The organism is Actinokineospora lacus (genome assembly GCF_053813445.1).
In genome coordinates this window covers 103,498-129,464 of record NZ_JBQERA010000002.1, presented here as the reverse complement: position 1 = coordinate 129,464, position 25,967 = coordinate 103,498, and the positions used below count along the sequence as shown (strand labels likewise).

Here is a 25,967-nt window from a genome sequence, read left to right as displayed (position 1 = left end):
CCGTGAACTGGGCTCATAGTGACACAGCCTCACTCGTTCGGCGTAAGGCTGCCACGCTTTTGTGTCCACTAAGTCCGACTTCAGTGGGTAAATCTCTTCCAGAACCGACATTCGTAGGGTGCCCGGCCGCACAGGTGGCGGGCTAGCGTCGGCTCACCGGACTGGCGGGTAACCAGTTGGTTCGGTCCGGGATGGCCACTCTCCGTCCATCTCGGCCCTGCGATCGTGGAGAGGTCCTGCTTATGCGCAAAATCATTGGCATTGTTGGAGGTTTGGCCGCGCTGACGGCGGGCGCGGTGGTCAGTTCACCCGCCGGGGCGGCGCCCTCGGCGCTGGCCCCCGCGATGGAGCGGGACCTGGGACTGACGGTGTCGCAGGTGGACTCGTTGCTGGCTCGGGAGAACACCGCCCGGGCGCTGGTTCCCGCCGTGTCGGAGGCGGCGGGAACGGCGTTCGGCGGGGCCTGGCTGGACAACGGGACGCTGACCGTCGGGGTCACCGACGCCGCGCGCGTCGACGAGGTCGAGGCCGCGGGCGGGCGGGCGGAGGTGGTCACGCACTCGGCGGCCACCTTGGACGGTGTCAAGTCGGCGATCGACGGCCGTTCCACGGCCGCGCCCGCCGAGGTGACCGGGTGGTACGTCGACGTGCGGTCCAATTCGGTCGTCGTCAGGGCGTTGTCCGAGAGCGCCGACGTGCGGTCCTTTATGGAGGGATTCACGGGTCCGGTCCGGGTGGAACAGGTGGCGAAGCGGCCCCGGCCGTACGCCGATGTGGTGGGTGGGGACGCCTACTACATCGACGGGTCGGGGCGGTGCTCGGTCGGGTTCTCCGTCACGGGCGGCTTCGTCACCGCGGGCCACTGCGGGCGGCCCGGCTCCTCGGTCGACGGCGCGGACCGCTCGGCGATGGGCGGGTTCGAGGGGTCGTCCTTCCCCGGTGACGACTACGCGTGGGTCAGCACCAACGACTCGTGGACGCCGAGCCCGGTGGTCAGCGGGTACGGCAACGGCAACGTCACCGTGACCGGGTCGACCCCGGCCGCGGTCGGCGCCAGCGTCTGCCGCTCCGGGTCCGCCACCGGCTGGCACTGCGGCACCGTGGAGTCGCTGGACGAGACCGTGCGCTATCCGGAAGGCGACGTCAGCGGCCTGACCAGGACCGACGCCTGCGCCGAGCCCGGGGACTCCGGCGGTTCGTGGGTCAGCGGCACCCAGGCCCAGGGTGTGACCTCGGGCGGCTCCGGCGACTGCTCCAGCGGCGGGACCACGTACTTCCAGCCCGTCAACGAGATCCTCGACGCCTATGGCCTGACCCTGGTCACCGGCTGAGCACCGGCGGAACCCGTCCCGCACGGGGGCGGGTTCCGCCGCTTTCTCGTACAGTCGTGACCATGGGGCGGAAACCACACCTCCGCGTCGGCACCGCCGACCGCGAGCGAGCGGTCGCCGCCCTTTCCACCCACTTCACCGAGGGCCGCATCGACGTCGCCGAGTACGAGCGCCGCTGCACCTCCGCCACCACCGCCGAAACCCGCGGCGACCTCGACACCCTCTTCGACGACCTCCCAGCCCCACACCCCCGGTTCGACCCACCCGCCGAGATCGCCCCCCGCCCGGCCGCACCTCCCGCCAAGGCGCCCGCCCGCCGCGCCAACGGCCTCATCATCGGCGGCTTCGTCCTCGCCGCCATCGCCCTGATCACCACCGTCACCGCCATCACCGGCTCCTGGTGGGCCTTAGCCCCCGCCGTGATCATCGCGGCGATCATCGTCCTGGTCGCCTCCTAGGTCTCCGGGCAGCCAGCACGTCACAGGGTCCGATGGCGCGTTCGGCCCACGGCTCAGCGGGTCGGTCGTGGAGAAACAGCCATGGTCGATCTCGGTGCGGCGCAGGCCCACGTGTGGCGCTCGGCGGCTCGTCCGCTCGATTTCGGCGAGTGCCTCCGGGTTCGCCGATGGTCCCGGTCAGGGCTGGTGACGTCGCTCAGCCGACCAGCTCGCGCAGGCGGGCGAGGAGGTCGGCTCGGCTGGCGGCGCCCAGGCGGGCGCGCATGCGGGCCACGTGGTGCTCGACGGTCTTGGCGGAGATGAACAGGCGGTCGCCGATCTGGCGGTAGGTCATGCCCGTCAGCACCAGGCCCGCCACCTGGAGTTCCCGCTCGCTCAGGCGGGCGGGCTCGCCCGCGGCATCGGGGGTGGGGGTGCTCGTCGGGCCCTGCAGGCCGCGGGCGCACTCCAGCAGGCCGACCATCGCCGCGCGGTCGGTGGTGCGGATGGCGGCCTGGCCTGCCAGGCGGGCGCCGTCCCAGCGCAGGCCCGCGGCGTGGAGGGCGCGGGCGGCCGATTCCACGGCCTCGCGGTCGACATCCCCGGCGACCACGCGCAGCCACACCTGGGCGGCGTCGGCCAGGGCGGCGGGGACCGGTCCGGCGTCGGCGCAGGCGCGCAGGGCGTCGGCGTGGTGTCGGGCGGCGGCGGGGCATTCGGCCAGGAGTTCGGCGTGGAGGGCGTACCAGTGCGGCATGGCCGTCCACAGTGGAGGATTTCCGAGGGTGTCCAGCAGCGACCACGCGGCGTCCAGGTGCGGGGCGATGCGGTCGCGGTCGCCGAGGCGGGCGGCGGCGACGGCCAGTTCCCCCAAGGGCAGCAGGGTGAACAGGTCCACCGGCTGCCGGGCGACCGCCGCGCAGGCGGCCTCCCAGCAGCGCCGCAGCGCCGCCAGGTCACTGCCCCGCCGCGCCAGGGCGACGGCCAGACCCGCGGCGAACAAATCGTCGCGGCTGGAGGAACACCCGTCCGCGGACCGGCCGGACGCGGCGGCGTTGCCCGCGAACATCGCCGCCCAGCCGCGCAGCAGCCGGTGGCGGGCGGCCAGGGGGGCGCCGCCGACTCCGGCGGCGATGGCGCGGTCCAGCACCGACTCCGCGGTCGCGGGGTCGCCGTCGTGCAGGGCCATCAGGGCGGCGAGGGCGGCGGGGCTGTCGGGCAGCAGGGCCGCGTCGCCGACCGGCTCCAGCGCCGCCGCGGCGTGCACCACAGTGGACAGTGCCGGTCCGGACACCGAGTCGAGCACGCCGCGGGCGGTGGCCGCGACGGCGCCCGCGAGCACGGTCGGGGCGGCGTTCCCCGCCTCCTTGAGGGCGACCCTGGCCTCGTCGAGCCTGCCGGTGCCGACGTAGCCGATCGCGGCGAACGCCGCCGACACCGCGGTCCCGCTCCAGCGGTACAGCTCGGCGCTGCGGGCCAGCTGCCCGCGGTGCGCCAGGGCCGCTCCCGCGACCGACGCCGCGCGGCCGCGGACGGGCCCGGGGCCGTGCGCGATGAGGGCGTCGGCGCGGCGCAGGGCGGCGGACGCCTCGCCCGCGAGGGCCTCGGCCTCGGCCCAGTCCGCCTGGTCGACCTCGTGGCCCGCGGCGGCCGCGGCGGTGAACAGCCGCACGGCGACTCCGGGAGCGCACTCCGAGGCCGCCGTCGCGAACAGCGCGGCGACCGCGGGGCCGTCGGCGCCCGCGTCGAGCAGCGCGATGGCGGTGGGCGCGACCGGGCCGCCCGCGGCCAGCCGGGCCCCGGCCAGCGCGTCGAACAGCGCCGACCGCTCCTCGGCGGGGACCAGCGCCCGCACGGCGACGGCGGCGACGGGCAGCAGGCCGCCGTCCGGGGCGACGAGCCCCCCGGCGCGCACCTCGGCGACGACCTCGGCGACCGGCCGTTCGAGCAGGCCCGCGGGCAGGTCGGCCACCCCGGCCTCGCTGGCGGTCAGCACCCGCCGCGCGTCGGTGTCGAGGCGGTCGAGGTCGAACCGGAACTCCTCGGCCGCGCCCGCCTCGGCCCTGGCGAAGGCCCCCCCGGTGGACAGGTGCGGGGCCAGGCGGTGCACGAGGCCGGGCACGCCGCCGGTGTGGGCGTGGACCGCCGCGACGACGTCGGGCTCGGGGTCGTCGCCGGTGGCCAGGCGCAGGCAGGCGGCGACGCGGTCGTGGTCGAAGGACCGCAGCACGATCTGGCCGCGCAGGCGGGCCAGCAGCGCGGTGAGCCCCGCGGGCCGGGGCCACGGCCGGGCGGCGACGACCAGGTCGAGCCGGTCGTCGGCCGCCAGGTCGGCGACCTCGGCCAGGGCGGCGTCGCTGAGCAGGTGCGCGTCGTCGACCAGCAGCATCCCGCTCTCCGGCGCGACACCACGGCGGTGGCGGACCGCGGCGGGGATCTCGGCGAGGCGGTCGAGGAGGGCGGACTTGCCGTAGCCGCCGGGAGCGATCACGGCCAGCCGGACCGGACCGCGCGCACCCGCGGCGATGTCGGCGCAGAGCCGCCGGGTCGGCTCGTCGAGGACCAGGTCGGCGGGGTGCAGGTGGCCGGGGATCACGAGGCGCCCTTCCCCTTCCGCACCCGGGCGAAGCGCCGCGGCGGCGGTTCGAGCGGGGTGATCTCCACCGGCGGCCGAGGCGGCGGCTCGGTGTCCAGCGGCAGCCGAACCGGCGGAAACCCAGGACTGGACACAACGGTGTCGAACGAGTCGGGCGACCCGAACCCCGTGGCACGGGGCCGTGGATCAGAAGCCGTCACCCGCGAACCCGACTCGACATCCGTCGACCGAAACCCCGGACCAGACGATTCGGAGCGGAAGCCCGAGCCAGACCCCGCGGGCCTCAGCCGCGGATCAGAAGCCGTCGCCCGGAAACCGGGCTCCGCTGGGCGATACGAACCGGACCCAAACCCCGAGACGGAACCTACGGGTCCAAGTCGCGGGTCAGAGGCGGTCGCCCGGAAGCCGGGCTCGATTCCCACCGGTCGGAACGCCGGGTCGGACGCGGCGGCGCGGGGGGTGGGCAGGGCGAGGCGGGGGCGGGCGGCCAGGGCGGCGCCGCGGGCGGGCAGGGTGGCCGGGTCGTCCGGGATCGTGCTGGGGGTGGGGAGGGCCGCGGCCAGGCAGGCGACCAGGGGGACCCGGGCCGTGCCGCCCGCCACCACGGCCCGCGCGGGCCGCTCGGCGGACAGGAACGTGCGGAAGCCGTCGATCGCGCGGGTCAGGACCGGGCGGGCCAGGTCGGCGAAGGCGGTCTGGGTGACCACGGACTCGCCCACCGGCACCTCGGCGACCGTGCTCAGCCGCTCCTTGACCGCCTGTCCCCCGAGGTCGGCGAGCAGGTCGTCCAGGCAGGCGCCGACGGCCGGGTCGGCGGGGGCGGCGTGGCCCACGAGGTCGAACGCCACCGGGCCGCGGTGCAGCAGGGCGTACTCGGTGTGCCTGCCGCCGAGCAGGGCCACACCCAGCGACTGGCCGGGTCGCAGCGGCGCGCGGAAGTGCTCGGCCTCCGCCGCGGCGGCGACGGTGGGCAGCAGCAGGACCCCCGGGTACCCCGCGGCGGCCAGCGCGTCGCGCAGCAGCCCGCGCCGGTACCGACCCCAATCGGGTGGGTGAGTCACCGCCACCCGGTCGGGTGGCCCGCCCTCGGCGTCGGCGACCCGGTCGGCGACCGCGGCGACCAAGGCCGCGAGGAGGTCGTGCGCGGTGTACGGGACGCCGCCGAGCAGGAGGGCGACGTCGTCGCCGACGTGGTCGAGCAGGTCGGCCGCGACCCACTCAGCGGACACCGCCGCCGCGTCCGCACCCACCACCATCTGGCCGTTCGCCAGTGCCAGCAGCGGCGGGAGGTCGGCGTCGACCACCACGGGCGGCCCGTCGCGCCTGCACACCGCCGCCGCGCCGCGGGTGCGGCCGACGTCGACGCCGAGCACGTACGGCATGACAGAACACCTCCGGTGGGACGCGGCCACTGGGCCCTGTTGGTACCAGGCGGCGCGTCCCGCATGGCAACCCCGGGTGGACATCCACTCACCCCCTAATCCCCTAACGAGTGAAACCCCGTCCCCCGTTAGTGCGTTAGGAGTAAACCGGGAGTCATCCCCGATGTGGGTGATGGCCGGGCCGCCCTAGCGTGATCGTCGCCGCCCGAGCCGATGCCCCGGTCTCGGGCCACAGCCCCTTCCCCCTTGGAGCCGGTCCTTTGATCACGCCCGACCAGACCCTGCACGACTTCGTGCTCACCCTGCTCACCGACGACGCCGCCCGCTCGGCCTTCGCCGCGGACCCCGGCAGCTGCCTGCAGGCCGCGGGTCTGGACGACATCACCGCCGCCGACGTCCAGGACGTCGTGCCGCTGGTGGTCGACTACGCCCCCGCGGGCCTCGACCTGGCCCTGCCCGCCACCGACGGCACCGCGATCGGCCAGCTCCAGGCCTTCGCCGAGGCCGCGTCGGGCGCGCTCGGCGGCGCGGGCGGCGTGGAGGTCGTGACCGACCACTTCGCGGGCGTCGCGGGTGCCGTGGCCTCCACCGAGGGCGCGGTGGCCGACTTCGACTTCGCCTCCGAGCACGGCAACGGCGATGGCCACCTCGCCGCCGCCACCGACGGGGTCGACGGCGTCTTCCGCGCCACCAGCGACCCCGCCGACCTGGCGGGCTTCACCACCCTCACCAGCGACGGCGGCGCGGGCGGCGTCGGGTTCGCCACCGACGAGGCCGCCGGTGACGCCGACGCCGCGGTCTCCACCAACGGCGCCGCGGGCGACTACGACTTCGTCACCAACCACCTCGCGAGTGAGGGCCACCTGGCCGCGACCGCCAACGGGGTGTCCGCTGGCGCCGTCGGCGAGACCGAGTACGGCGACGCGGGCGCCGAGACCACCCTGGGCACCGACGGCGCCGCGGGCGCGTTCGGCGTCGACTCCGAGCACTTCAGCGCCGCGGGGGCCTTCGCCGCCACCACCAACGGCGCCGCGGGCAGCTTCAGCACCGAGAACGACGCGGCAAGCTTCGCAGGCGACACCGCTCTGAGCACCGACGGCGCCGCGGGCGCGTTCGACCTGGACTCCGACCACTTCAGCGCCGACGGCGCCTTCGCCGCCTCCACCGACGGAGCGGCGGGCGCCGCCAGCCTGCAGTCCGAGCACTTCACCGCCGAGGGCGCCTTCGCGGCCTCCGCCGACGGTGCCTCCGGCGCTGCTGGCCTGCACTCCGAGCACTTCACCGCCGAGGGCGCTTTCGCCGCCTCCACCGAGGGTGCCGCGGGCGCCGCCAGCCTGCAGTCCGAGCACTTCAGTGCCGACGGCGCCTTCGCGGCTTCCGCCGACGGTGCCTCCGGCGCTGCTGGCCTGCACTCCGAGCACTTCACCGCCGAGGGCGCCTTCGCGGCCTCCACGGACGGCGCCTCGGGTGCCGCCGGACTGCAGTCTGAGCACCTCACCGCCGAGGGCGCTTTCGCCGCCACCACCAATGGCGCCGCGGGCGGCTTCAGCGCCGAGAACGACATGGCCCACCTGGCAGGCGACGCCGCGCTGAGCACCGACGGCGCCGCGGGCACCGCTGGCCTGCACTCCGATCACCTCACCGCCGAGGGCGCCTTCGCCGCCACCACCAACGGCGCCGCGGCGGGCTTCGGCGGCGAGACCGCCCTGGGCGGCCTGGGCGCGGAGACCGCGCTGGGGACCGACGGCGCCGCGGGCAGCCTGGCGCTGGACAGCGACCTCGCCACCGCGGGCGCGGGTCTGGCCGCCTCCGAGGACGGCGTGGACGCGGGCCTGGTGCTCGACGCCGACGTGCTCTCGGTCAACGGCGACCTGGGCACCGGCGGCGTCAGCGGGCTGGACGTGACCGCCGCGGGCATCGCGCTGCCGGAGCTGACCGCACCGCAGCTGGGCGACATGGACGACGTGACCGGCCTGCTCGACGCCGACGCCCTGCGCGTCGGTGACGTGACCGTCGGCACGGTCGCCAACTACGTCAGCGAGGGCGGCAGCCTGGCCGACGCCGACCTCGCCGACCTCGGCGGCGTGCTGACCGGCGCCGCGGGCGACCTGCCGGTCGACCTGCCCGCCGTCCCGGCGCTGCCGGAGCTGGGCGACCTGCCCGTCGACGTGCCCGCGCTGCCCGAGCTGGAGCTGCCCGAGCTGGACGGCCTGCCGGTCGACGTGCCCGCCGTGCCCGGCGCGGAGCTGCCGGAGCTGGGCGACCTGCCCGTCGACGTGCCCGCGCTGCCCGAGCTGGAGCTGCCGGAGCTGCCGGTCGACCTGCCCGTCGTCAACCCGCTGCCGGACCTGGGCGACCTGCCCCAGACCGGGGGCGACCTGGTCAGCGGCAACCCGCTCGGCGAGGTCACCGGCGATGGCGGCCTGCTCGACGTCGGCGGCGTGACCGACGTGCTGGACCTGGGCCACTGACCCTTCGGCACAGAGGGAGCGGGGCCGGGATCATCCGGCCCCGCTCTCGCCATTTCCCCCCGCAGGCCGAACACGGCACACTCGTCCGGGTGACGACGGCACCGCCTTGGCTGGAGCTGCTGGACGAGACGATCCGCGCCTGCGCCGAGTTCGACCGGCCCGACCTTGCCCAGCGCCTGCGAACCCGCAGAGCCGCCCTGCTGCACCCCACCCGGCGCGTCGTGGTGTTCGGCTGCGCGGGCCAGGGCAAGAGCCAGCTGGTCAACGCCCTGCTGGGAGCCGCGGTCTGCGCCGTGGGCGACGACGTCACCACGACCGTGCCCGCCGTGCTGAAACACGCCAAGACCCCCACCGCCGCGCTGCTGGGCGCCACCGACCGCGGCGGCCCTGTCGAGACGGCGACAGCGCGCGCCAACAAGCACCCCGACGCCGTGGGCACCGAGATCGGCCTGCCGCGCGCGCTGCTCGGCGCCGGTCTCGTCCTCGTCGACGCCCCGCCGGTGGGCGACCCGAGCGGGCGGCGCACCGAGCTGGCGATGGCCGCGCTGGCCGAGGCCGAGTGCGCGCTGCTGGTCACCGACGCCACCGCCGCGCTGACCCCGCTGGAACTGGACCTGCTCGGCCAGGTGGCCCGGCTGTGCCCCGCGGTGGCCGTGGTGCTCACCAAGATCGACATGGTGCCGCGCTGGCGGCACGTCGCCGAGGTGGACCGCAACCGGCTGGCCGAGGCCGGGCTCACCGCGCCCGTGGTGCCGGTGTCCTCGGTGCTGCGCCTGGCCGCCGCCCGGACCGGGGACAAGGCGCTCAACACCGAGTCCGGGTTCGCCGCGCTGGTCGAGTGCCTGCGCGCGGCCGTGCTCGCCGACCCGGTCGCCGCCGCGGGCCGGGCCGCCGCGGCGACGTGCGGGGTCGTGGTGGAGGAGTTGCTCGGCCCGGTGCGGGCGCGCGCCGCCGCGCTGCCGCCCGCGGTCACCCAGGACGCCGTGCTGGCCGCGACCAGCAGGATCGAGCTGATCCAGCGCGAGGCCGCCCGCAAGCAGACGCAGCTGGCCGACGACGTCGCCGACCTCAACTCCGACGTCGAGTACGACCTGCGCGACCGCACCCGCCGCGTCCTGCGCGAGGTCGACGACTACTTCGAGGAGGCCGACCCGCTCAAGGTGTGGCCGGAGTTCTCCGACTGGATGCGCACCACCCTGACCACCGTCGCCGAGGCCAACGCCGACTGGCTGCTGCGCCGGTTCGAGTGGATCGCCGGACGGCTGGCCGCCGACGGCGAGGACCTGCCCGCCCTGCTCGACCTCGCCGCCGTGGACTCGCTGCGCACCCCGAGGGTCGAGCCGTTCAGCCCGGTGCAGAAGATGTTCGTCGGCCTGCGCGGCTCCTACAGCGGCCTGCTGATGTCGGGCCTGGCCACGACCCTGGCCGGCCTGCCACTGATCAACCCGATCTCCATCGGCGCGGGTGTCGCCTTCGGCGCCCGCAGCGTGTTCGAGGAACGCGGGGCCCGGCTCAAACGCCGCCAAGCCATCGCCAAGACCACCGCCCAACGCCACGTCGACGACTTCTTCCTCGCCTACGGCAAGCAAACCCGCGACGCCACCCGCATGATCCACCGAGCCCTGCGCGACCGCCTGGACGAGATCGCCCGACAGGTACGCGCCGAAGCCGCCGAGTCGGCCCGCCGAGCCCGCCGAGGCACCGAGGCGGCCACCACCCGCCGCACCGAACTCATCACCACCGTCCGCCGCGACCTGACCAAACTCTCCGCCCTGCGCACCCGAGCCGAATCCGCCCGAGCCCCCCTGCCCACCCCCCGCGGCCTCACCGCATGACCCCACCACCCCATGACGTCCCCCCACACCCATGGAACCGCGCGATCCAACCCGCAGCCCGCCCCCAGACTGTCCACAACAGCCTCCCCGAGACGGCCCCGGCGCTGCCGGTCCAACCCCACTCCGCCCACCACAACAACCCCACGCCACGACGTTTCCTCAACGTCAACCAACCCCGCGCTGCCCACCCAGGCGGACTGACCACGTGAACCCCACCAAGGCGGTACGGGCGCTGCCAGACCGCGCAGTCCACCGCGAAGATCCCCACGCCACAACGCTTCCTGACGCCTGCCAAACCGCGCCATCCAGCCCGCTGTCAACCACCGGACTGTCCACATGAGCCTGACCGAGACAGCCCAAGCGCTGCTGGACCGCCCCGCGCCTCCCTCCGCGTCACGGCGTTCCTCACCGCCCGCCAAGAGCGCGCTTCCCATCCCGGCTCCCGACCCACGCGAGCTGACCACATGAGCCGCACCAAGGCGACCCAGGCATTGCTCGACCACAGCAGCGCCACCCAACACAACAACCCCCGCGCCATGACGTCCTTCAACGGTCACCAAGCTCACCCTGCACAGACGGGTCACGTGAGCCTCGTCGGGGCGGTCTGGGCGCTGCTGGACCACGCCCACGCCGCCTATCGCGATGACCTGCGGGCCGCAGCGTTCCGCCATGTTCGCCAAGCCGTGCCCGCTCCGCGCGGGGTGATCGCGTGAGCCTCGTTGAGGCGGTGTGGGCGCTGGTGGAGCGCGCTCGGGTCGCCTACCGGGACGATCCGCGTGCTGCGGCGTTCCTCGATGCCCGACAGGCCGCGTTGTCCGGTCCGCTGCGGGTGGCCGCGGTTGGCGCGCCCGGGTCGGGGCAGTCGACTCTGCTTGATGCCATCGTCGGCGAGCCGTTCACCGCTCGGGCCGGGCGGCTGGTGGTCGACTGGCCTGGGGCGGTCGAGCTGATCGACGGGGACGCCGACGCCGACGCGGTTCTGGTGCTGATGCCGCGTCCGGCCGAGCCGTACCCGGCGGCACTGCACCCGGTGGCCTCGATCGCGGTGCTGTCGCGGGCCGACGAGCTGGGCGGGGGGCGGGTCGACGCCATGGTCTCGGCGCGTCAGCTCGCGCGCAGGCACGCCCGTGGTGAGCTGGGCGCGCGCTGCCAGGACGTGGTCGCGGTCGCGGGGCTGACGGCACTGGGCGCGGCGACGATGACCGGCGAGGAGGAGTCCGCGCTGCGCGCGCTGGGCGGGCTCGCCCGGGACGAGCTGGACGCGGCGCTGCTGTCAGTGGACAGGTTCACCGGCTCGGCGTTGCCAGTGCCCACCGACATCCGCGTCTCCCTGGTGGAGCGGTTCGGCCTGTTCGCGGTGCGGTTGGCAGCGTCGCTGGTGCGGCGTGGCGCCGACGTGGCCGCCGAGCTGTCCAGGGCCAGCGGCATCGACGACATCCGCGCCGCTGTCGCCGAGTGCTTCACCGACCGCGCCGACGTCCTGCGCGCCCGCTCGGCGTTGGCGGCGGTGGAATCGCTGGTGCGGGCCGATCCGCGCCCGGCGGTGGCCGCCGACGTGGAGCGGGTGACGGCGTCGGCGCACGAGCTGCGCGAGCTGCGCCTGCTGGCCGTCCTGCGCACGGGCCGGGTGTCGTTGGACGAGCTGGGAGACGACGCGGCCACCGAGGCGCGCTGCCTGCTGGGCGCCGCGGGCGAGCGCCTGCCGGGCGGCCTGGACCCGTACGCGGCGATGGTGCGCTGGCGCGCGTGGTCACTCGACCCCGGATTGACCGACGCACAGCGGCGCGCGGCGGGAGTGGTGGCACGCAGCTGCGCCGGACTGCTCAACGAGCCCGCGCGGTGACCCGTTCCAGCTGGGCCGGGCCGCGGGCGGCACCCGCCGCGAGGACTCCGCCATCGCCCCGGCGGGCCTGGTCGGCCCCGGACCTGCTGGATGCCGGGGTCACGGCGGTCGAAGGGTGTGCGACGCGCGTCAGCCCGCTGGTTGTGACCACGGGCAGGGCCGATCAGCTCGGGCACAGGGGCGGGCTTGTTCACTGGGTCCGCTCGGTGCCCCAGTCCAGGTGAGCCAGGTTGCCCGCGACCACCGGCAGGGCAATCACCTCGGGCACAGGTAGGCAGGCTCAGCGGATCTGCACGGTGACCCATCCCAGATAAGCGGGCTACCCGCGACCACCGGCAGGTGCGATCACCTCGGGCACAGGTAGGCAGGCTCAGCGGATCTGCACGGTGACCCATCCCAGATAAGCGGGCTACCCGCGACCACCGGCAGGTGCGATCACCTCGGGCACAGGTAGGCAGGCTCAGTGGGTCTGCTCGGTGACCCAGTCCAGGTAAGCCGGGCTGCCCGCGACCACCGGTAGGGCGATCACCTCGGGGACGTCGTAGTCGTGGTGCTCGTTGAGGTAGGCGGTGATGGCGTCGACGCGGTCGTCGGTGGTTTTGAGGACGCACTGGTACTCGGTGTCGTCGTGGAGGTTGCCGTCCCAGCGGTAGATGCTGCGGATCGGGCCGACGATCTGGGCGCAGGCGGCCAGGCCGCGCTCGACCAGGCCGCGGCCCAGGCTGGCGGCGGCGTCTGCGGTGCCGGTGGTGGTGATGACGACGACGGGGACCACGCGCACGACCGTACCCTCGCTCTCGTGGTGTCGTATTGGACGGCGGGGTCGCCGTCGGAGGCGCGGGAGTTCGCGGTGTCGTCGCGGGCGGGGCGGATCGTGTGCCTGAACTCGCTGGACGGGCCGTCGGTGGCCGCGGAGCTGGGCTCGCGCGGGGCCGAGGTGGTGGAGGTGCGGGCGGCCGTGGTGGCGGCGGGGCGGCCGGAGTTCGAGGCGGTGCGGTCGCGGGGTGAGCGGTGGCCGGTGGCGTCGCGGAGGCTGGTGCGGCCGCTGGCCTCGGCGGAAGTGGAGCGGGTGTTGCGGGAGGCGGCGGGGTGGGCCGCCGGGGAGTACGTGGTCGGTGGGCCGGAGGTGCTGACGTACGCGGAGTACGTGCGGCGGTACGCGCGGGTGCGGGGGCTGCGGCGGTGGGTGCTGGGATGGGGGCGTTCGGGGTCGGGCGCGGCTCTGGCCTGCGGCGAGGTCCAGGTCGACGAGGCCATCCGGGGTGCGTTGGACGATCAGCGGGACGGGTTGGCGGTGCTCGGCCTGGGATCGGGGGCGGGGGTGTACACGCTGCGGACGGAGGTGGCGGCGCGCGGGTCGCGGCTGGAGCTGGCGGGGTTGGGGGGCAGCCTGCGCTGGTACGGGTTGGCGTGGGCGTGGCGGCTGCGGATCGTCGTGGGGTGGTTCTTCGGGGAGCAGCTGCGGCTTCAGCGGCCCGCGGTGTTGGCACGGGGGGCGGCGGTGGACTGGTGGACGGTGGTGGACGTCGGCGAGAGCCACCTCGTGCTGTACACCGACCGCTGGTTCACCGGCGAGGCGTGGCTGGCCTACCGCGTCGAGGGCGGGCGGCTGGAACAGGTCGGCGCCCTGCGCTCACGGGGTCTGCTCGGCTGGCTGTACTGGTGGGCGGTCTACCCAATCCACCTGGTGGTGTTCGGAGTGATGGCCCGCAAACAGGCCCGCCGCACCCACGACCACGCGCCCACACCCAGCGAATCGTCCGATTGAGGAGAAGTAGAATCGTTGAACAATCCCCCGATCCTCAGCCGAGGATCGTTCAACGATCCAACTTTCGAATGATCAGTTGCGCTGCGAGGTCGCGTGGCGGAAAGCCGCACGGCGGACCTCTTGGAGGTCTCGCGGTGCCCCAGCACGATCAGCACGGCTAGGCGAGAGGTTCTCGCGGTGCGCTGCCCTGCTGGACGGGGGGGTTCATGGGCGCGGGTCCCCGGGTGTGGGGGTGCCGGGTGTGGGGGTGCCGGGCGTGGACTCGTGGAGGTGGATGAGTTCGAAGGTGCGTACCGCGGCCGGGACGGTGGCGGTGCAGGTCAGGGGGGTGTCGGCGCGGTGGAAGGTGGCGCGGACGCGGAGGGTCAGGGTGTCCAGGGTGACGTCCCAGACTTCGTGGGCTACGCGGCGGATGGCTTGGGGTGGGTGGGCGTTGATGGCGCGCAAGCCGGTGTGGTGGTGGGCGAAGTGCTGGGCGGCCTGGACCGGGGCGGGGTGGATGGAGTGGCCTCGGAGGTGGAGGAGGTCCAGTTGGCCCGCATCATGGGTGGTGGCCAGGGCGGCAGCGTTGTCAGCGGTGACGGCGCCGTAGTAGAGGCCCTCCGGGAGCACGACGACGTTGCCCGCGAAACGGTCGCCGCCCACGTGCGAGCACTCCCACACCCGGCCGGGGCGGGCGGCGGCCAGGGCGGCGGCGGCCGGGCGCCCGCGGATGGCGCAGCAGGAGTCGTGGCCGCCGTGGGCGCAGACCAGGTACAGCGGCTCCGGATCGGGCTCACCCGCGGTGAGGTCCAGTGCCATCAGCTCAGCCGGGTCGGTGAAGCGGGTCCACCGCAGCGTGCCCGTCACCGAGTCGGCGTACGCCCATAAGCGGGGCCCTGCCTCGGTGCGGCCCGGCCTGCGGATGAGCAGCAGGCGGGCGCCTGCCCGCGCGGCCCGCGCCACCAGCTCGGCCTTCACCGCGGCGGGCAGCGCGGAATCGGGCACCGGCTGCGGACCCCACGGGCCCGGCTGCTCGACCAGCAGCCAGTGCCGCACCGGCGGCGCGGTCGCCACCAGGGGGTCGCCGCGGCGGCGTCGGGCGTCCGCGCAGCGCTCGCGGGTCAACCGCCGGTCCCGGGTCCGTCCACGATCACCAGGATTCCCTCTCGCAGCAGTCTGCGCACGAGGACGACCTGGTCGGCGTCGGAGAGTCCGGGCAGGTCCCCCACGACGCAGCGCCCGGCGAGCAGCGCGGTCACCGCCGCGGCGGTGCTCCCGGGGAGGTCGATGACGTCGCCCGGCACTTCCACGATCACCCGACTGCCGGACTCGGTCACCCGGTGCCGCAACCCGGGACGGACGGCGACCGCCGAGCCGACGTCCGCCGTCGTCGCGGCGGCGGCCTGCGCCAGCGGCGCCAGCGGCCCCGGCCGCGCCCCCGACCACACCCGCTCCCGCACCGCCCGCGCCACGTCGGCCGGGTCGGCGGCACGCAGAGCGCGCACCAGGGCCTCCACGGTCGACGCCACCGGCTCGCCGAGCTGCGCCGGATCGGCGGCGTCGATCCCCAGCGGCAGGGCGGCGCGCAGGTCCGGGTCACCGGCGGCCAGCCCCAGCAGCGCCTCGGCCACCGCGTACCGGGTGAGCACGTGCACCCCGACGGTCAGGTGCGCCGAGACCTCGCCCAGCGCCCGCGCCGAGTGCAGGTAGCCACGCGGGAGGTAGAGCGCGTCGCCGGGGTTCAGCGTGGCCTCGATCAGCGGCGCCTCCCGCGCCCGCTCCGCCACCGCGTCGGCGTGCTGGTTCCAGGGCTGCGACCGCAGCGGGTCGCGGTGCACGGGCTCGTGCACCAGCCACCGCTTGCGCCCGGCCAGTTGGAGCACGAACACGTCGTGCACGTCGTAGTGCGCGCTGAACCCCTGCGAGGACGCGGGCGTGACGTAGGCGTTGATCTGGACCGGGTGGCCCAAATCCGCCACCAGACCCGTGCTGAAGTCGATGAGGGCGGGCCACATCCGGTGCAGCCCTTGCAGGACGACGGTCGCGCCCTCGGCGAACAGCCGCGCCACCTGCTCGTCGCGCACCTGGTCGCCGATCTCCGCGCCCGCCCCGCCGCCGCCGGTGAACTGCCCCGACCCGATCACCGAGCCGTTGCGCGCCAACCGGATGAACGGCGTGCGCACCCCGCGCCGGGACAGCAGCTCGTCGACGTCGGCCAGGGTCAGCAGGTCGGCGTAGTCCGAGACGCCCGCGCTCAGCAGGGGCTCGCGCCCCCACACCCGCTCGGCGAACTCCGCAGGCCCGACCCCGACACAGCGCCGCAGGGCCGGACGGTCGACCCGTCCGGCCCTCACCGCGGGGACACCAGGGAGCGCGGTCACCTCAGCGGCCGCCGGGGTTGTACCCGCCCCCGCCGATCGTGCCGCCGCCTTCCTCGCCGAAGCCCCTCAGCGACTCCGAGCCCTGGCCCGCCCCGCTGTCGGCCCCGCCATCGGCGCCCCCATCGGCACCGCCGTCCTCCAGCTCCTGGCCTGCGCCGCCGTCGGCACCGCCGTCCTGACCACGCGGCGATCCAGACGCCCCGTGGTCAGCCGCGCCCGCTCCCCCATCGGCACCGCCATCGTGCCCACCGGGCGAACCGGACGCCCCGTGGTCGGCCGCGCCCGCGCCCGCGCCACCATCGGCGCCACCGTCATGACCACCGGGCGAACCCGACGCCCCGTGGTCGGCGAGGCCGGCACCGCTGTCGGCGCCACCATCGGCACCGCCGTCGGACGTGCCCGGGGAACCCCCGGCACCGCTGTCGGCACCGCCGTCCGCCCCGCCGTCATGGCCGCCGGGCACCCCCGTCGCGCCGTGGTCGGCAGTGCCCGGACCCGAGCCGATGTGGCCGCTGCGGATGTCGTCGTCTTCCAGGGACATGGCGTCCCTCCCCGTCTGTCGAAAGTGGTTACCGCCTTGGTACCCCCGTTCGGGTCCACTGAAGCCTGCGAACGCCCAATCACCACCCGATCCGGGAGACGTTTGCCACAGCCGAATGGGTGGTAGCTCCCAGGTGACATCGGGAGGCGCTATGGGGACGGCCGAATTGCTCGACGGGCGATACGAGCTCGGCGCGGTCATCGGTAGGGGCGGGATGGCCGACGTCCACCGCGCCACCGACATCCGCCTCAACCGCGCCGTGGCCATCAAGATCTTCCACGCGGGCGAGCACTCCGAACGGTCCAGTGAGGAGGCCCGCCTGCTGGCCGGGCTCGCGCACCCCGGCCTGGTCCGGGTGTACGACGCGGCCCCCGCGCACGTCCCGCCGTACCTGGTGCTGCAACTCGTCGAGGGCCCGACCCTGCGCCGCAGGCTCGACACCCAGGGCAACCTCGACTTGGCCCACACCTCCCGCATCGGCAGCAGGCTGGCCGACGCCCTCGCCTACGTGCACTCGCACGGCATCATCCACCGGGACATGAAGCCCGCCAACATCCTGCTCGACAGCGACGGCGACTGCTACCTCACCGACTTCGGCATCGCCCGCGCGCTGGGCTCGGCCCGGCTCACCAACGCGGGCCACTGCGTCGGCACCGCGGCGTACCTGGCCCCCGAGCAGCTGCGCGGCGAGAGCGTCGGCCCGCCCGCGGACGTGTACTCCCTCGGCCTGGTGCTGCTGGAGTGCCTGACCGGCAGCCCCGAGTACGACGGCTCGGACCTGGAGGCCGCGGTGGCCCGGCTCTCGCGCCCGCCCCGCCTGCCCGCGTGGCTGCCCCCGGTCTGGACGGCGACGCTGGCGGCGATGACCGCGCGTGACCCTCGCCACCGTCCGACGGCCGCCGACTGCGCGCAGCGCCTGGCCGCGACGGCCCTGCTCGGCACCAGGCGCGCGGCACTGCGGCCGGTGTGGCGGCGTGGCGGGCAGGCCACCGCGCGGCTGGAGCCGGTGGCGGGCTGATCTCGGGCGGCTCCCCGACGCGGTGGCGATTCCCGCGCGCGGGACGCCGCGCCCCTAGGGTGGTCAAGTACAGCTTTCTGTGTTGAGGAGAACTTGGTGCGGCCCTGGCCTGGAACCCCCTACCCGCTTGGCGCCACGTACGACGGCGCGGGCACCAACTTCGCCATCTTCTCGGAAGTCGCAACCCGAGTCGACCTGTGTCTGATCAGTGAGGACGGCACCGAGCAGCGGATCAGGCTGCCCGAGGTCGACGGCCACGTCTGGCACGGCTACCTCCCCGGCGTGCTGCCCGGGCAGCGCTACGGCTACCGGGTCACCGGCCCGCACGAGCCGGAGAACGGCCTGCGCTGCAACCCGAGCAAGCTGCTGCTCGACCCCTACGCCAAGGCCGTCAGCGGCACGGTGGACTGGGACGAGTCGGTCTTCGGCTACCAGTTCGGCGCCCCCGAGCAGCGCAACGACGCCGACTCCGCGCCGCACACGGTCAAGGGGGTGGTGGTCAACCCGTTCTTCGACTGGGGCAACGACCGCCCGCCGAAGCACCCGTACAACGAGACCGTCATCTATGAGGCGCACGTGCGCGGACTGACGATGACCCACCCCGGCGTGCCCGAGGAGCTGCGCGGCACGTACTCCGGCCTGGCGCACCCCGCGGTCATCGAGCACCTGACGAAGCTGGGCGTCACCGCGATCGAGCTGATGCCGGTGCACCAGTTCCTGCACGACCACGGCCTGACCGAGCGGGGCCTGCGCAACTACTGGGGCTACAACACCATCGCCTTCTTCGCCCCGCACGACGGCTACGCGGCCAACACCGCCCAAGGCGCGCAGGTGCAGGAGTTCAAGGCGATGGTGCGCACCCTGCACGAGGCCGACATCGAGGTGATCCTCGACGTGGTCTACAACCACACCGCCGAGGGCAACCACCTGGGCCCGACGCTGTCCATGCGCGGTATCGACAACGAGGCGTACTACCGCCTCGAAGAGGACGACCGCCGCTACTACACCGACTACACCGGCACCGGGAACTCGCTCAACGCGCGCAACCCGCACACCCTGCAGCTGATCATGGACTCGCTGCGGTACTGGGTGACCGAGATGCGCGTCGACGGCTTCCGCTTCGACCTGGCCGCCACGCTGGCCCGCGAGTTCTACGACGTCGACCGGCTCTCGGCGTTCTTCGACATCATCCAGCAGGACCCGGTAATCAGCCAGGTCAAGCTGATCGCCGAGCCGTGGGACGTCGGCCCCGGCGGCTACCAGGTCGGCAACTTCCCTCCCCTGTGGACGGAGTGGAACGGCAAGTACCGCGACACCGTGCGCGACTTCTGGCGCGGCGAGCCCGCGACGCTGGGCGAGTTCGCCTCCCGCATCACCGGCTCGTCCGACCTCTACAAGGACGACGGCCGCCGCCCGTTCGCCTCGATCAACTTCGTCACCGCGCACGACGGCTACACCCTCAACGACCTGGTGTCCTACAACGACAAGCACAACGAGGCCAACGGCGAGGGCAACCGCGACGGCCACTCCGACAACCGCTCCTGGAACTGCGGGGCGGAGGGCCCGACCGAGGACGAGAAGGTCAACGACCTGCGCGCCCGGCAGCGCCGCAACATGATCGCCACGATGATGCTGTCCCAGGGTGTGCCGATGCTGCTGCACGGCGACGAGATCGGCCGCACGCAGCAGGGCAACAACAACGCCTACTGCCAGGACACCGAGCTGGCGTGGATGGACTGGTCGCTGACCAAGACCAACGCCGACCTGCTCGACTTCACCAGCGGGGTGATCGCGCTGCGCCACGCCCACCCGGTGTTCCGGCGGCGCCGGTTCTTCGCCGGGCGGCCGATCCGGCGCGGCGACGAGCTGCGCGACATCGCCTGGTTCACCCCGTCCGGGCAGGAGATGACCGATGAGGACTGGGAGTCCGGGTTCGGCCGCTGCATCGTGACCTTCCTCAACGGCGACGGCATCCCCGACTCCGACCAGCGCGGCGAGCGGGTCACCGACGACTCGTTCCTGCTGTGCTTCAACGCCCACCACGAGGAGATCGAGGCCACCACCCCCGACGGGGAGTACGGCGCGGAGTGGGAGGTCGTGCTCGACACCGCCACCGGCGAGGTCTCCCCCGCCACCGGTGACCGCTACCCCGGTGAGGGCACGCTGATCCTGCCCGCCCGGTCGCTGATCGTGCTGCGCAGGGTGGCCGCGGCGTGAGCGTCCCGTCCTCGACCTACCGCCTGCAGCTGCGCCCCGGCTTCGGTTTCGCCGAGGCCGCCGACTTGACGAGTTACCTGGCCGCCCTGGGCGTCGGCGCGATGTACACCTCGCCGATCCTGGCCGCGGCGCCCGGCTCGACGCACGGCTACGACGTGGTGGACCCGAGCCGGGCCAACCCCGAGCTGGGCGGCGAGGAGGGCAGGCTGGCGCTGGTCTCCCGCCTGCGCGCGGCGGGCCTGGACCTGGTGGTGGACATCGTGCCCAACCACATGTCCGTCGAGGTCCCCGCGGCGAACCCGTGGTGGTGGGACGTGCTCACCCACGGCCCGTCCTCGGCCTACGCCGGGCACTTCGACATCGAGTCCTTCCCCGTGCTGATCCCGGTTCTCGGCTCCGACGACGATGAGCTGTCCATTGAGGACGGTCAACTCCGCTACCACGAGCACGCGTTCCCCATCGCCCCGGGCACCGAGGGCGGGGACGCGGCGGCGGTGCACGAGCGCCAGCACTACCGGCTGGTGGACTGGCGGCGCGCGTCGGCGGAGCTGAACTACCGGCGGTTCTTCGACATCACCACGCTGGCGGGCGTGCGGGTGGAGGACCCGGCGGTCTTCGAGGCCACCCACGCCGAGGTGCTGCGGTGGGTGGCCGCGGGCGAGGTCGTCGGCCTGCGGGTCGACCACCCCGACGGGCTGGCCGACCCGGCCGGGTACGCCGCCCGGCTGGCGGAGCGGGCGGGCTGCTGGATCGTGCTGGAGAAGATCCTGGAGGCCGACGAGGCGCTGCCCGCCTGGCCGGTCGCGGGCACCACCGGCTACGACGCGCTGCGCGAGGTGTGCGGGGTGTTCGTCGACCCGGCGGGCGAGCCCGCGATCGACGAGCTGGCCGCGTCCCTGGGCGTCCCGACCGACTTCGACGCCGTGCGCACCGAGTGCAGGCGGCTGATCACCGGCACGTCGCTGGCCACCGAGGTCCGCCGGATCGCCGCGTGCGTGTCCGGGGTGGCCGACGCCCGCGCGGCCGTCGCCGAGCTGATGGTCGCCTTCCCCGTCTACCGCTCGTACCTGCCCGACGGCGCCGGGCACTGGGCCGCGGCCGTCGCCGCCGCGCGCGCCGCGAACCCGTCCCTGGCCGGGGATCTGGACGCCATCGACGGCCAGGTCCGCGCCGAGCCCGAGGGCGAGCTGGCCCGGCGGCTGCAGCAGACCTCGGGGATGGTCGTGGCCAAGGGCACCGAGGACACCGCCTTCTACCGCTACACCCGCTTCGCCGCGCTGACCGAGGTCGGCGGCGCGCCCGAGCGCTTCGGCGTCCCGGTCGCGGAGTTCCACGCCGCCCAGGCCCGCAGGGAGTCCGCGCACCCGGCCGCGATGACCACGCTGTCCACTCACGACACCAAGCGCTCCGAGGACGTCCGCGCCCGGCTGGCCGTGCTCGCCGAGGTGCCGGAGGAGTGGGCCGACGCGGTCCGCCGCTGGACCTCCGCGCACGGCCTGCCGGAGCCGACGCTGAACCTGCTGGCCTGGCAGACCCTCGTGGGCGCGTGGCCGATCACCGCCGACCGCCTCACCGAGTACCTGCGCAAAGCCGCCAGGGAGGCCAAGGTCGCCACGACGTGGACCGAGCAGGACGAGGACTTCGAAGCCGCGCTGACGGCGTGGCCCCACGCGGTGCTGGGGGACGCGGCGCTGGTGGCCGAGGTGACCGCGTTCGCCGACCGGGTCACCGAGGCGGGCTGGTCCAACGCGCTGGGCCAGAAGCTGTTGCAGCTGGCCGGTCCCGGCGTGCCGGACGTCTACCAGGGCACGGAACTGTGGGACCTGTCCCTTGTGGACCCCGACAACCGCCGCCAGGTCGACTACGCCGCCCGGCGCGAGCTGCTCACCGGGCTGGACGCGGGCTGGCGGCCCCCGGTCGACGCCACCGGCGCGGCCAAGCTCCACGTGGTGCGCACGGTGCTGCGCCTGCGGCGGGACCGCCCCGAGCTGTTCACCGGCTACCGCCCGGTGACCGCCCGCGGCCCCGCCGCCGACCACGTCGTCGCCTTCGAGCGCACCGGCCTGGTGGCCGTGGCCACCCGGCTGCCCGTGGGCGCCCCGCCGTGGGCCGACACCCGGCTGGACCTCGACGGCGCGTGGACCGACGCGCTGACCGGCCGCGCCTTCGACGGGTCACTGGCGAGCCTGCTCGCCGACTACCCCGTCGCCCTGCTGCTACGAGGAGAGTGATGGACGCCGAGGTTTTCACCGTCTGGGCGCCCAAGGCCGAGCGCGTCCGCCTGGCCATCAGCGACACCGGGCACGAGATGAGCCGAGCCGGTGGCGGCTGGTGGCAGGTGGAGGTCCCGGGCTCCGGCGCGGGCACCGACTACGCCTTCCAGATCGATGACGACGACACGCACCTGCCCGACCCGCGCTCGTGCTGGCAGCCCGAGGGGGTGCACGGCCCGTCGCGGCGCTACGAGCACCGGGCGTTCCCGTGGACCGACCAGGGGTGGACCGGGCGCGCGCTGCCCGGGGCGGTCATCTACGAGCTGCACATCGGCACCTTCACCGAGGAAGGCACGTTCAACGCCGCCATCGAGCACCTCGACCACCTGGTCGACCTCGGCGTGGACTTCGTGGAAGTGCTGCCCGTCAACGCCTTCGACGGCGACAAGGGCTGGGGCTACGACGGCGTGCTGTGGGGCGCGGTGCACCAGCCCTACGGCGGGCCGGACGCGTTCAAGCGGTTCGTCGACGCCTGCCACGCCCGCGGGCTGGCCGTGGTGCTCGACGTCGTCTACAACCACCTCGGCCCGTCCGGGGCCTACCTGGACCGCTTCGCCCCGTACTTCAAGGGCGAGACGATCTGGGGCCCGTCGCTGAACCTCGACGGACCGGGCTCGGACGAGGTGCGCCGCTACGTGCTGGACAACGCGATGACCTGGTTCGCCGAGTTCCACGTCGACGCCCTGCGCCTGGACGCCGTGCACGCCCTGCACGACGAGCGCGCCACCCACCTGCTGGAGGAGCTGGCCGCCGAGACCGAGGCGCTGGCCACCGCGCTGGGCAGGCCGCTGGGCCTGATCGCCGAGTCCGACCTCAACGACCCCAAGCACACCCGCCCGCGCGCCGCGGGCGGCTACGGCCTGCACGCGCAGTGGTGCGACGACGTCCACCACGCCCTGCACGTCGCGCTGACCGGCGAGACCACCGGCTACTACGCCGACTTCGACGGCGCCCTGGCCACCACGCTGCGGCAGGCGTTCTTCCACGCCGGGACGTGGTCGTCCTTCCGGGAGCGCACGCACGGGCGTCCGCTGGACCCGCTCAGCACCCCGGGACACCGGTTCGTCGTGTGCCTGCAGAACCACGACCAGATCGGCAACCGCGCCGTCGGCGACCGGCTGACCGCGACGGTCTCCACCGCGCGGGCGCTGTGCGGGGCCGCGCTGATGCTGTGCTCGCCGTACACCCCGATGCTGTTCATGGGCGAGGAGTGGGCGGCCACCACCCCCTGGCAGTTCTTCGCGTCGTTCCCCGACCCCGACCTCGCCGAGGCGGTCCGCACCGGCCGCCGCCGCGAGTTCGCCGCGCACGGCTGGGGCGCGGCCGAGATCCCCGACCCCATGGACCCCACCACCGTCCTGAACTCCACGCTGCGCTGGGGCGAGCTGGCCGACCCGGAGCACCGGGCGGTCTATGACACCTACAAAGCCCTGATCGCCCTGCGGAAAACCCACCCGGCCCTGAGCGACCCCCGACTGGACCAGTTCAGCGTGGACAGCGTGGACGGCGTCGTCACCCTGCACCGCGGACCCCTGCGCGTGGTGGTGAACCTGGGCACGTCCCCGGTCACCGCTCCCGGGCGGGTCCTGCTGGGCGCGACGGGTGCGCGAGTGGGTCCGGCGGGAGTGGAGCTGCCGCCGGACACCTTCGCGATCGTTACCGCACCGTCCGGCGGTAGCTGACCGTGCGGTTGGGACCCGGCATCGCGAACTTGCGGACCAGATAGGTCAGCGCGGCCCCGATCAGCAGCCAGGCGATGGCCGCGAAGCCGTAGTTGAGCAGCACGGCGGCCTTGTCCGAGTCGGGCGTGAACAGCCCGTCGAAGCCCAGCGACACCCCGCCCGCGAAGCCGCCGATGAAGGAGGCGAACCCGTTCTCCGGGTTGGCCTCGGCGAGCACCAGGATGATGTGGGTGGCCAGCACCACCGCGAACAGCGTGGTGATGAAGGTGATGATCGAGTTGACCACGCGCACGGTGCGCACGCGACTGGCGTAGGTGTCCTCGGTCCGTTCGTGCACGACCTCTTGGCGGGGGTCGCCGTAGGCGGGATCGCGGTAAGCGGGATCGCCGTAGGCGGGGTCGACCGGCGGGGGCACGGGGTCGTGTCGCCTGGTGGGCGGGTCGGGTTCGGGTGTCATGAATCGATGGTGACACCGGCCACGCCGCCCCGCCGGACGAGCTTTTACCTGCTCGCGGGGAACATCGCCGCCAGGCGCTCCAGGCTGGCGCGGATGCCGTTGAGGTTCTTGGCGGGGAACTTGACCAGCTCGAGGAGCCGCCCGACCCGGGCGGTGGACCAGTCGAAGGTCTCGGTCACCTCGGTGCGCCCGTCGCCGAGGTCGGCGAGCTGCCAGCGCCACCGGTGCCCGTAGAAGTGCCGCCACGCGATGAGCCGGTCCTCCTCGAACTCGACCACGGTGTTGCGGATCTTGTAGGGCAGCCCCAGCTTCATGTCCATGCCGAAGCGGTCGCCCAGCTCCAGCCGCCGCCCCGGCGCCCCGAGCGCCGCGCGCACGGTGCCGGACCCGTCGATCAGCGGGTGCTTGGCGGGGTCGACCAGCAGATCGAAGATCGCGGCGGGGGGCGCGTTCACAACCCGAGTCGCGGAAACCTGGCGCATGCCCGAACCCTACTCGCCGGTAACGCCGTGGACCACCCGGCTCAGCGCCCCACCAGGTCGGGGGTCAGGTGGGCGGTGTCGTTGAAGGAGCGGACGTGCCAGAGAGGACCGTCGACCACCAGCCTGCTGACGGAGCCGTTGTCGGCGCGGGCGAAGGCGAGGCGGGAGCTGCCGGTGGCCAGGGAGAGGGCGCAGCCGATGACCCCGCTGTGGGTGAACACGGCGAGTCGGCGGCCCGGGTTGTCGGCGTGCAGGCGCTGGATGCCCGCCCGCACCCGCGCGCAGAAGACCTCGTCCGGCTCGGCGCCGGGGATGACGTCCCAGCGCTGCTCGGCGCGCAGGCGCAGGGCGACGGGGTCGCCCGCGGCCACCTTCTGGCGGAACAGCCCGCCTTCCCACTCGCCCAGGTGGACCTCGCGCAGGTCGGGCTCCACTGAGGCGCCCAGGCCCAGCTTGCTCAGCAGTGGCTCGGCGGTCTCGGCCGTCCGCCGCAGGTTCGTCACGTAGACGGCGTCGATGCCCGCGTCGACCAGGCGGGCGGCGACGCGGTCCGCCTGGGCCACGCCGTCGGGGGCCAGGGGCGGGTCGCCCTGGCCGTCGACCAGGGCGAACGCCGCGCCCTCGACCGCGGGCGCGGACTCGCCGTGCCGGACCAGGATCAACTCCGTCGCCCCGGGGGGCGGCTCGAACCGCTGCTGGCGGTACTGCTTGGCCACGGCGGTCACCCCATCGCTTGACCCCGCGGCAAGTCAAGGGACTTGATCAGGGTCACGAACGCCAGCCCCTCGGTCAGCGGCGTGCCGAAGCGTTCGTCGCCGTAGGGGAAGGCGGTCTCCTCGCCGGAGCGGGTGTAGCCGCGGCGCTCGTACCAGGCGATCAGGTCGGCGCGGCGGTTGATCACCTTCATCCGCAGCTCGCCCAGACCGGTGTCGCGGGCGCGCCGTTCGGCCTCGGCGAGCACGGCCTTGCCGACGCCGCCGCCCTGCAGGCCGGGGACGACGGCGAACATGCCGAAGTACCCGTCCTCGAAGGACAGGTGGCAGCAGGCGACGAGCCGAGCACCGTCGTGCGCCATCAGCAGCAGGCTCTTCGGCGCGGCGATCAGCGTGGCGATCTCGGTGGCGTCGGTGCGCTGGCCGTCGAGGTAGTCGGCCTCGGTGGTCCACCCAGCCCGGCTGGCGTCGCCGCGGTAGGCGGATTCGACGAGGGCGACCAGGGCGGGGATGTCGTCAATGGCGGCGGCGCGGAAGTGCACGTCCGCCACCTTATGT

The 25,967-nt window shown here is 74.2% G+C and carries 21 protein-coding genes; 11 read left to right on the top strand and 10 right to left on the bottom strand.

The genetic code is table 11. From position 1 onward, the window contains the following. Positions 1-242: 242 nt before the first annotated feature. Positions 243-1,331, top strand: coding sequence for a S1 family peptidase (locus ACTG9Q_RS05155; RefSeq protein WP_455571443.1), 1,089 nt, complete (start codon positions 243-245; stop codon positions 1,329-1,331). 62 nt (positions 1,332-1,393) lie between these two features. Continuing rightward, on the top strand, positions 1,394-1,789 hold the full coding sequence (locus tag ACTG9Q_RS05150; RefSeq protein WP_455571442.1) for a DUF1707 SHOCT-like domain-containing protein: 396 nt from the start codon (positions 1,394-1,396) through the stop codon (positions 1,787-1,789). Between the two features lie 196 nt (positions 1,790-1,985). Here ACTG9Q_RS05150 and ACTG9Q_RS05145 read toward each other — a convergent pair whose 3' ends face one another. Then, complete coding sequence (locus tag ACTG9Q_RS05145; RefSeq protein ID WP_455571441.1) at positions 1,986-4,364, bottom strand: LuxR C-terminal-related transcriptional regulator; 2,379 nt, start codon at positions 4,362-4,364, stop codon at positions 1,986-1,988. Beyond that, positions 4,361-5,746, bottom strand: a complete 1,386-nt coding sequence (locus ACTG9Q_RS05140) for an Hsp70 family protein (RefSeq protein WP_455571440.1) — start codon at positions 5,744-5,746, stop codon at positions 4,361-4,363. The genes ACTG9Q_RS05145 and ACTG9Q_RS05140 overlap by 4 nt, the downstream gene beginning before the upstream one ends. A 260-nt stretch (positions 5,747-6,006) precedes the next feature. On the opposite strand from ACTG9Q_RS05140, the gene ACTG9Q_RS05135 reads away from it, so the two are divergent. From ACTG9Q_RS05135 to ACTG9Q_RS05120, 4 genes are all read left to right on the top strand, one after another. Further along, positions 6,007-8,217, top strand: a complete 2,211-nt coding sequence (locus tag ACTG9Q_RS05135; protein WP_455571439.1) for an IniB N-terminal domain-containing protein — start codon at positions 6,007-6,009, stop codon at positions 8,215-8,217. An 89-nt stretch (positions 8,218-8,306) separates the two neighbouring features. Continuing rightward, positions 8,307-10,052 carry a dynamin family protein gene (locus ACTG9Q_RS05130; protein WP_455571438.1) on the top strand — a complete coding sequence of 582 codons (1,746 nt, stop codon included), beginning with the start codon at positions 8,307-8,309 and terminating at the stop codon, positions 10,050-10,052. A gap of 464 nt (positions 10,053-10,516) precedes the next feature. Beyond that, positions 10,517-10,765: a hypothetical protein gene (locus ACTG9Q_RS05125; RefSeq protein WP_455571437.1), complete on the top strand. Its 249-nt coding sequence runs from the start codon at positions 10,517-10,519 to the stop codon at positions 10,763-10,765. Beyond that, a complete protein-coding gene (locus ACTG9Q_RS05120; protein WP_455571436.1) occupies positions 10,762-11,895 on the top strand; it encodes a hypothetical protein in 1,134 nt (377 codons plus the stop codon). Before ACTG9Q_RS05125 ends, ACTG9Q_RS05120 begins: the two co-directional genes overlap by 4 nt. Before the next feature lie 460 nt (positions 11,896-12,355). On the opposite strand, the gene cutA is transcribed toward ACTG9Q_RS05120, so the two are convergent. Continuing rightward, positions 12,356-12,670 (bottom strand): divalent-cation tolerance protein CutA, encoded by a 315-nt coding sequence (gene cutA / locus ACTG9Q_RS05115; RefSeq protein ID WP_455571435.1) that lies wholly within the window; start codon positions 12,668-12,670, stop codon positions 12,356-12,358. A 24-nt stretch (positions 12,671-12,694) separates the two neighbouring features. Here cutA and ACTG9Q_RS05110 point away from each other — a divergent pair, with 24 nt between their 5' ends. Next, positions 12,695-13,663, top strand: a complete 969-nt coding sequence (locus ACTG9Q_RS05110; RefSeq protein WP_455571434.1) for a DUF2867 domain-containing protein — start codon at positions 12,695-12,697, stop codon at positions 13,661-13,663. A gap of 204 nt (positions 13,664-13,867) precedes the next feature. Here ACTG9Q_RS05110 and ACTG9Q_RS05105 read toward each other — a convergent pair whose 3' ends face one another. The 3 genes from ACTG9Q_RS05105 to ACTG9Q_RS05095 are packed head-to-tail and all read right to left on the bottom strand — an operon-like array spanning position 13,868 to position 16,567. Next, complete coding sequence (locus ACTG9Q_RS05105; protein WP_455571433.1) at positions 13,868-14,770, bottom strand: sucrase ferredoxin; 903 nt, start codon at positions 14,768-14,770, stop codon at positions 13,868-13,870. Further along, complete coding sequence (locus ACTG9Q_RS05100; protein ID WP_455571432.1) at positions 14,767-15,999, bottom strand: cupin domain-containing protein; 1,233 nt, start codon at positions 15,997-15,999, stop codon at positions 14,767-14,769. Before ACTG9Q_RS05100 ends, ACTG9Q_RS05105 begins: the two co-directional genes overlap by 4 nt. A 28-nt stretch (positions 16,000-16,027) precedes the next feature. Next, entirely contained in the window at positions 16,028-16,567 is a 540-nt protein-coding gene (locus ACTG9Q_RS05095) for a hypothetical protein (protein WP_455571431.1), read from the bottom strand. Between the two features lie 151 nt (positions 16,568-16,718). Between ACTG9Q_RS05095 and ACTG9Q_RS05090 the strand changes: the two genes are divergently transcribed. From ACTG9Q_RS05090 to treZ, 4 genes are all read left to right on the top strand, one after another. Then, positions 16,719-17,585 (top strand): serine/threonine-protein kinase, encoded by an 867-nt coding sequence (locus tag ACTG9Q_RS05090; protein WP_455571430.1) that lies wholly within the window; start codon positions 16,719-16,721, stop codon positions 17,583-17,585. Positions 17,586-17,681: 96 nt separating this feature from the next. Then, entirely contained in the window at positions 17,682-19,802 is a 2,121-nt protein-coding gene (gene glgX / locus ACTG9Q_RS05085; protein ID WP_455571429.1) for a glycogen debranching protein GlgX, read from the top strand. Next, positions 19,799-22,033: a malto-oligosyltrehalose synthase gene (gene treY, locus ACTG9Q_RS05080; RefSeq protein WP_455571428.1), complete on the top strand. Its 2,235-nt coding sequence runs from the start codon at positions 19,799-19,801 to the stop codon at positions 22,031-22,033. The genes glgX and treY overlap by 4 nt, the downstream gene beginning before the upstream one ends. After that, complete coding sequence (gene treZ / locus ACTG9Q_RS05075; protein ID WP_455571427.1) at positions 22,033-23,757, top strand: malto-oligosyltrehalose trehalohydrolase; 1,725 nt, start codon at positions 22,033-22,035, stop codon at positions 23,755-23,757. The genes treY and treZ overlap by 1 nt, the downstream gene beginning before the upstream one ends. On the opposite strand, the gene ACTG9Q_RS05070 is transcribed toward treZ, so the two are convergent. From ACTG9Q_RS05070 to ACTG9Q_RS05055, 4 genes are read right to left on the bottom strand one after another with little or no spacing between them, the layout of a single operon-like run. After that, complete coding sequence (locus tag ACTG9Q_RS05070) at positions 23,732-24,214, bottom strand: hypothetical protein (protein WP_455571426.1); 483 nt, start codon at positions 24,212-24,214, stop codon at positions 23,732-23,734. The genes treZ and ACTG9Q_RS05070 overlap by 26 nt on opposite strands. A 44-nt stretch (positions 24,215-24,258) precedes the next feature. Continuing rightward, the gene (locus ACTG9Q_RS05065; RefSeq protein ID WP_455571425.1) at positions 24,259-24,696 is read right to left on the bottom strand and encodes an SRPBCC family protein; all 438 of its coding nucleotides are present in this window, start codon (positions 24,694-24,696) and stop codon (positions 24,259-24,261) included. 41 nt (positions 24,697-24,737) lie between these two features. Continuing rightward, complete coding sequence (locus tag ACTG9Q_RS05060; protein WP_455571424.1) at positions 24,738-25,412, bottom strand: histidine phosphatase family protein; 675 nt, start codon at positions 25,410-25,412, stop codon at positions 24,738-24,740. Positions 25,413-25,417: 5 nt separating this feature from the next. Then, on the bottom strand, positions 25,418-25,951 hold the full coding sequence (locus tag ACTG9Q_RS05055) for a GNAT family N-acetyltransferase (RefSeq protein WP_455571423.1): 534 nt from the start codon (positions 25,949-25,951) through the stop codon (positions 25,418-25,420). Positions 25,952-25,967: the final 16 nt, after the last annotated feature.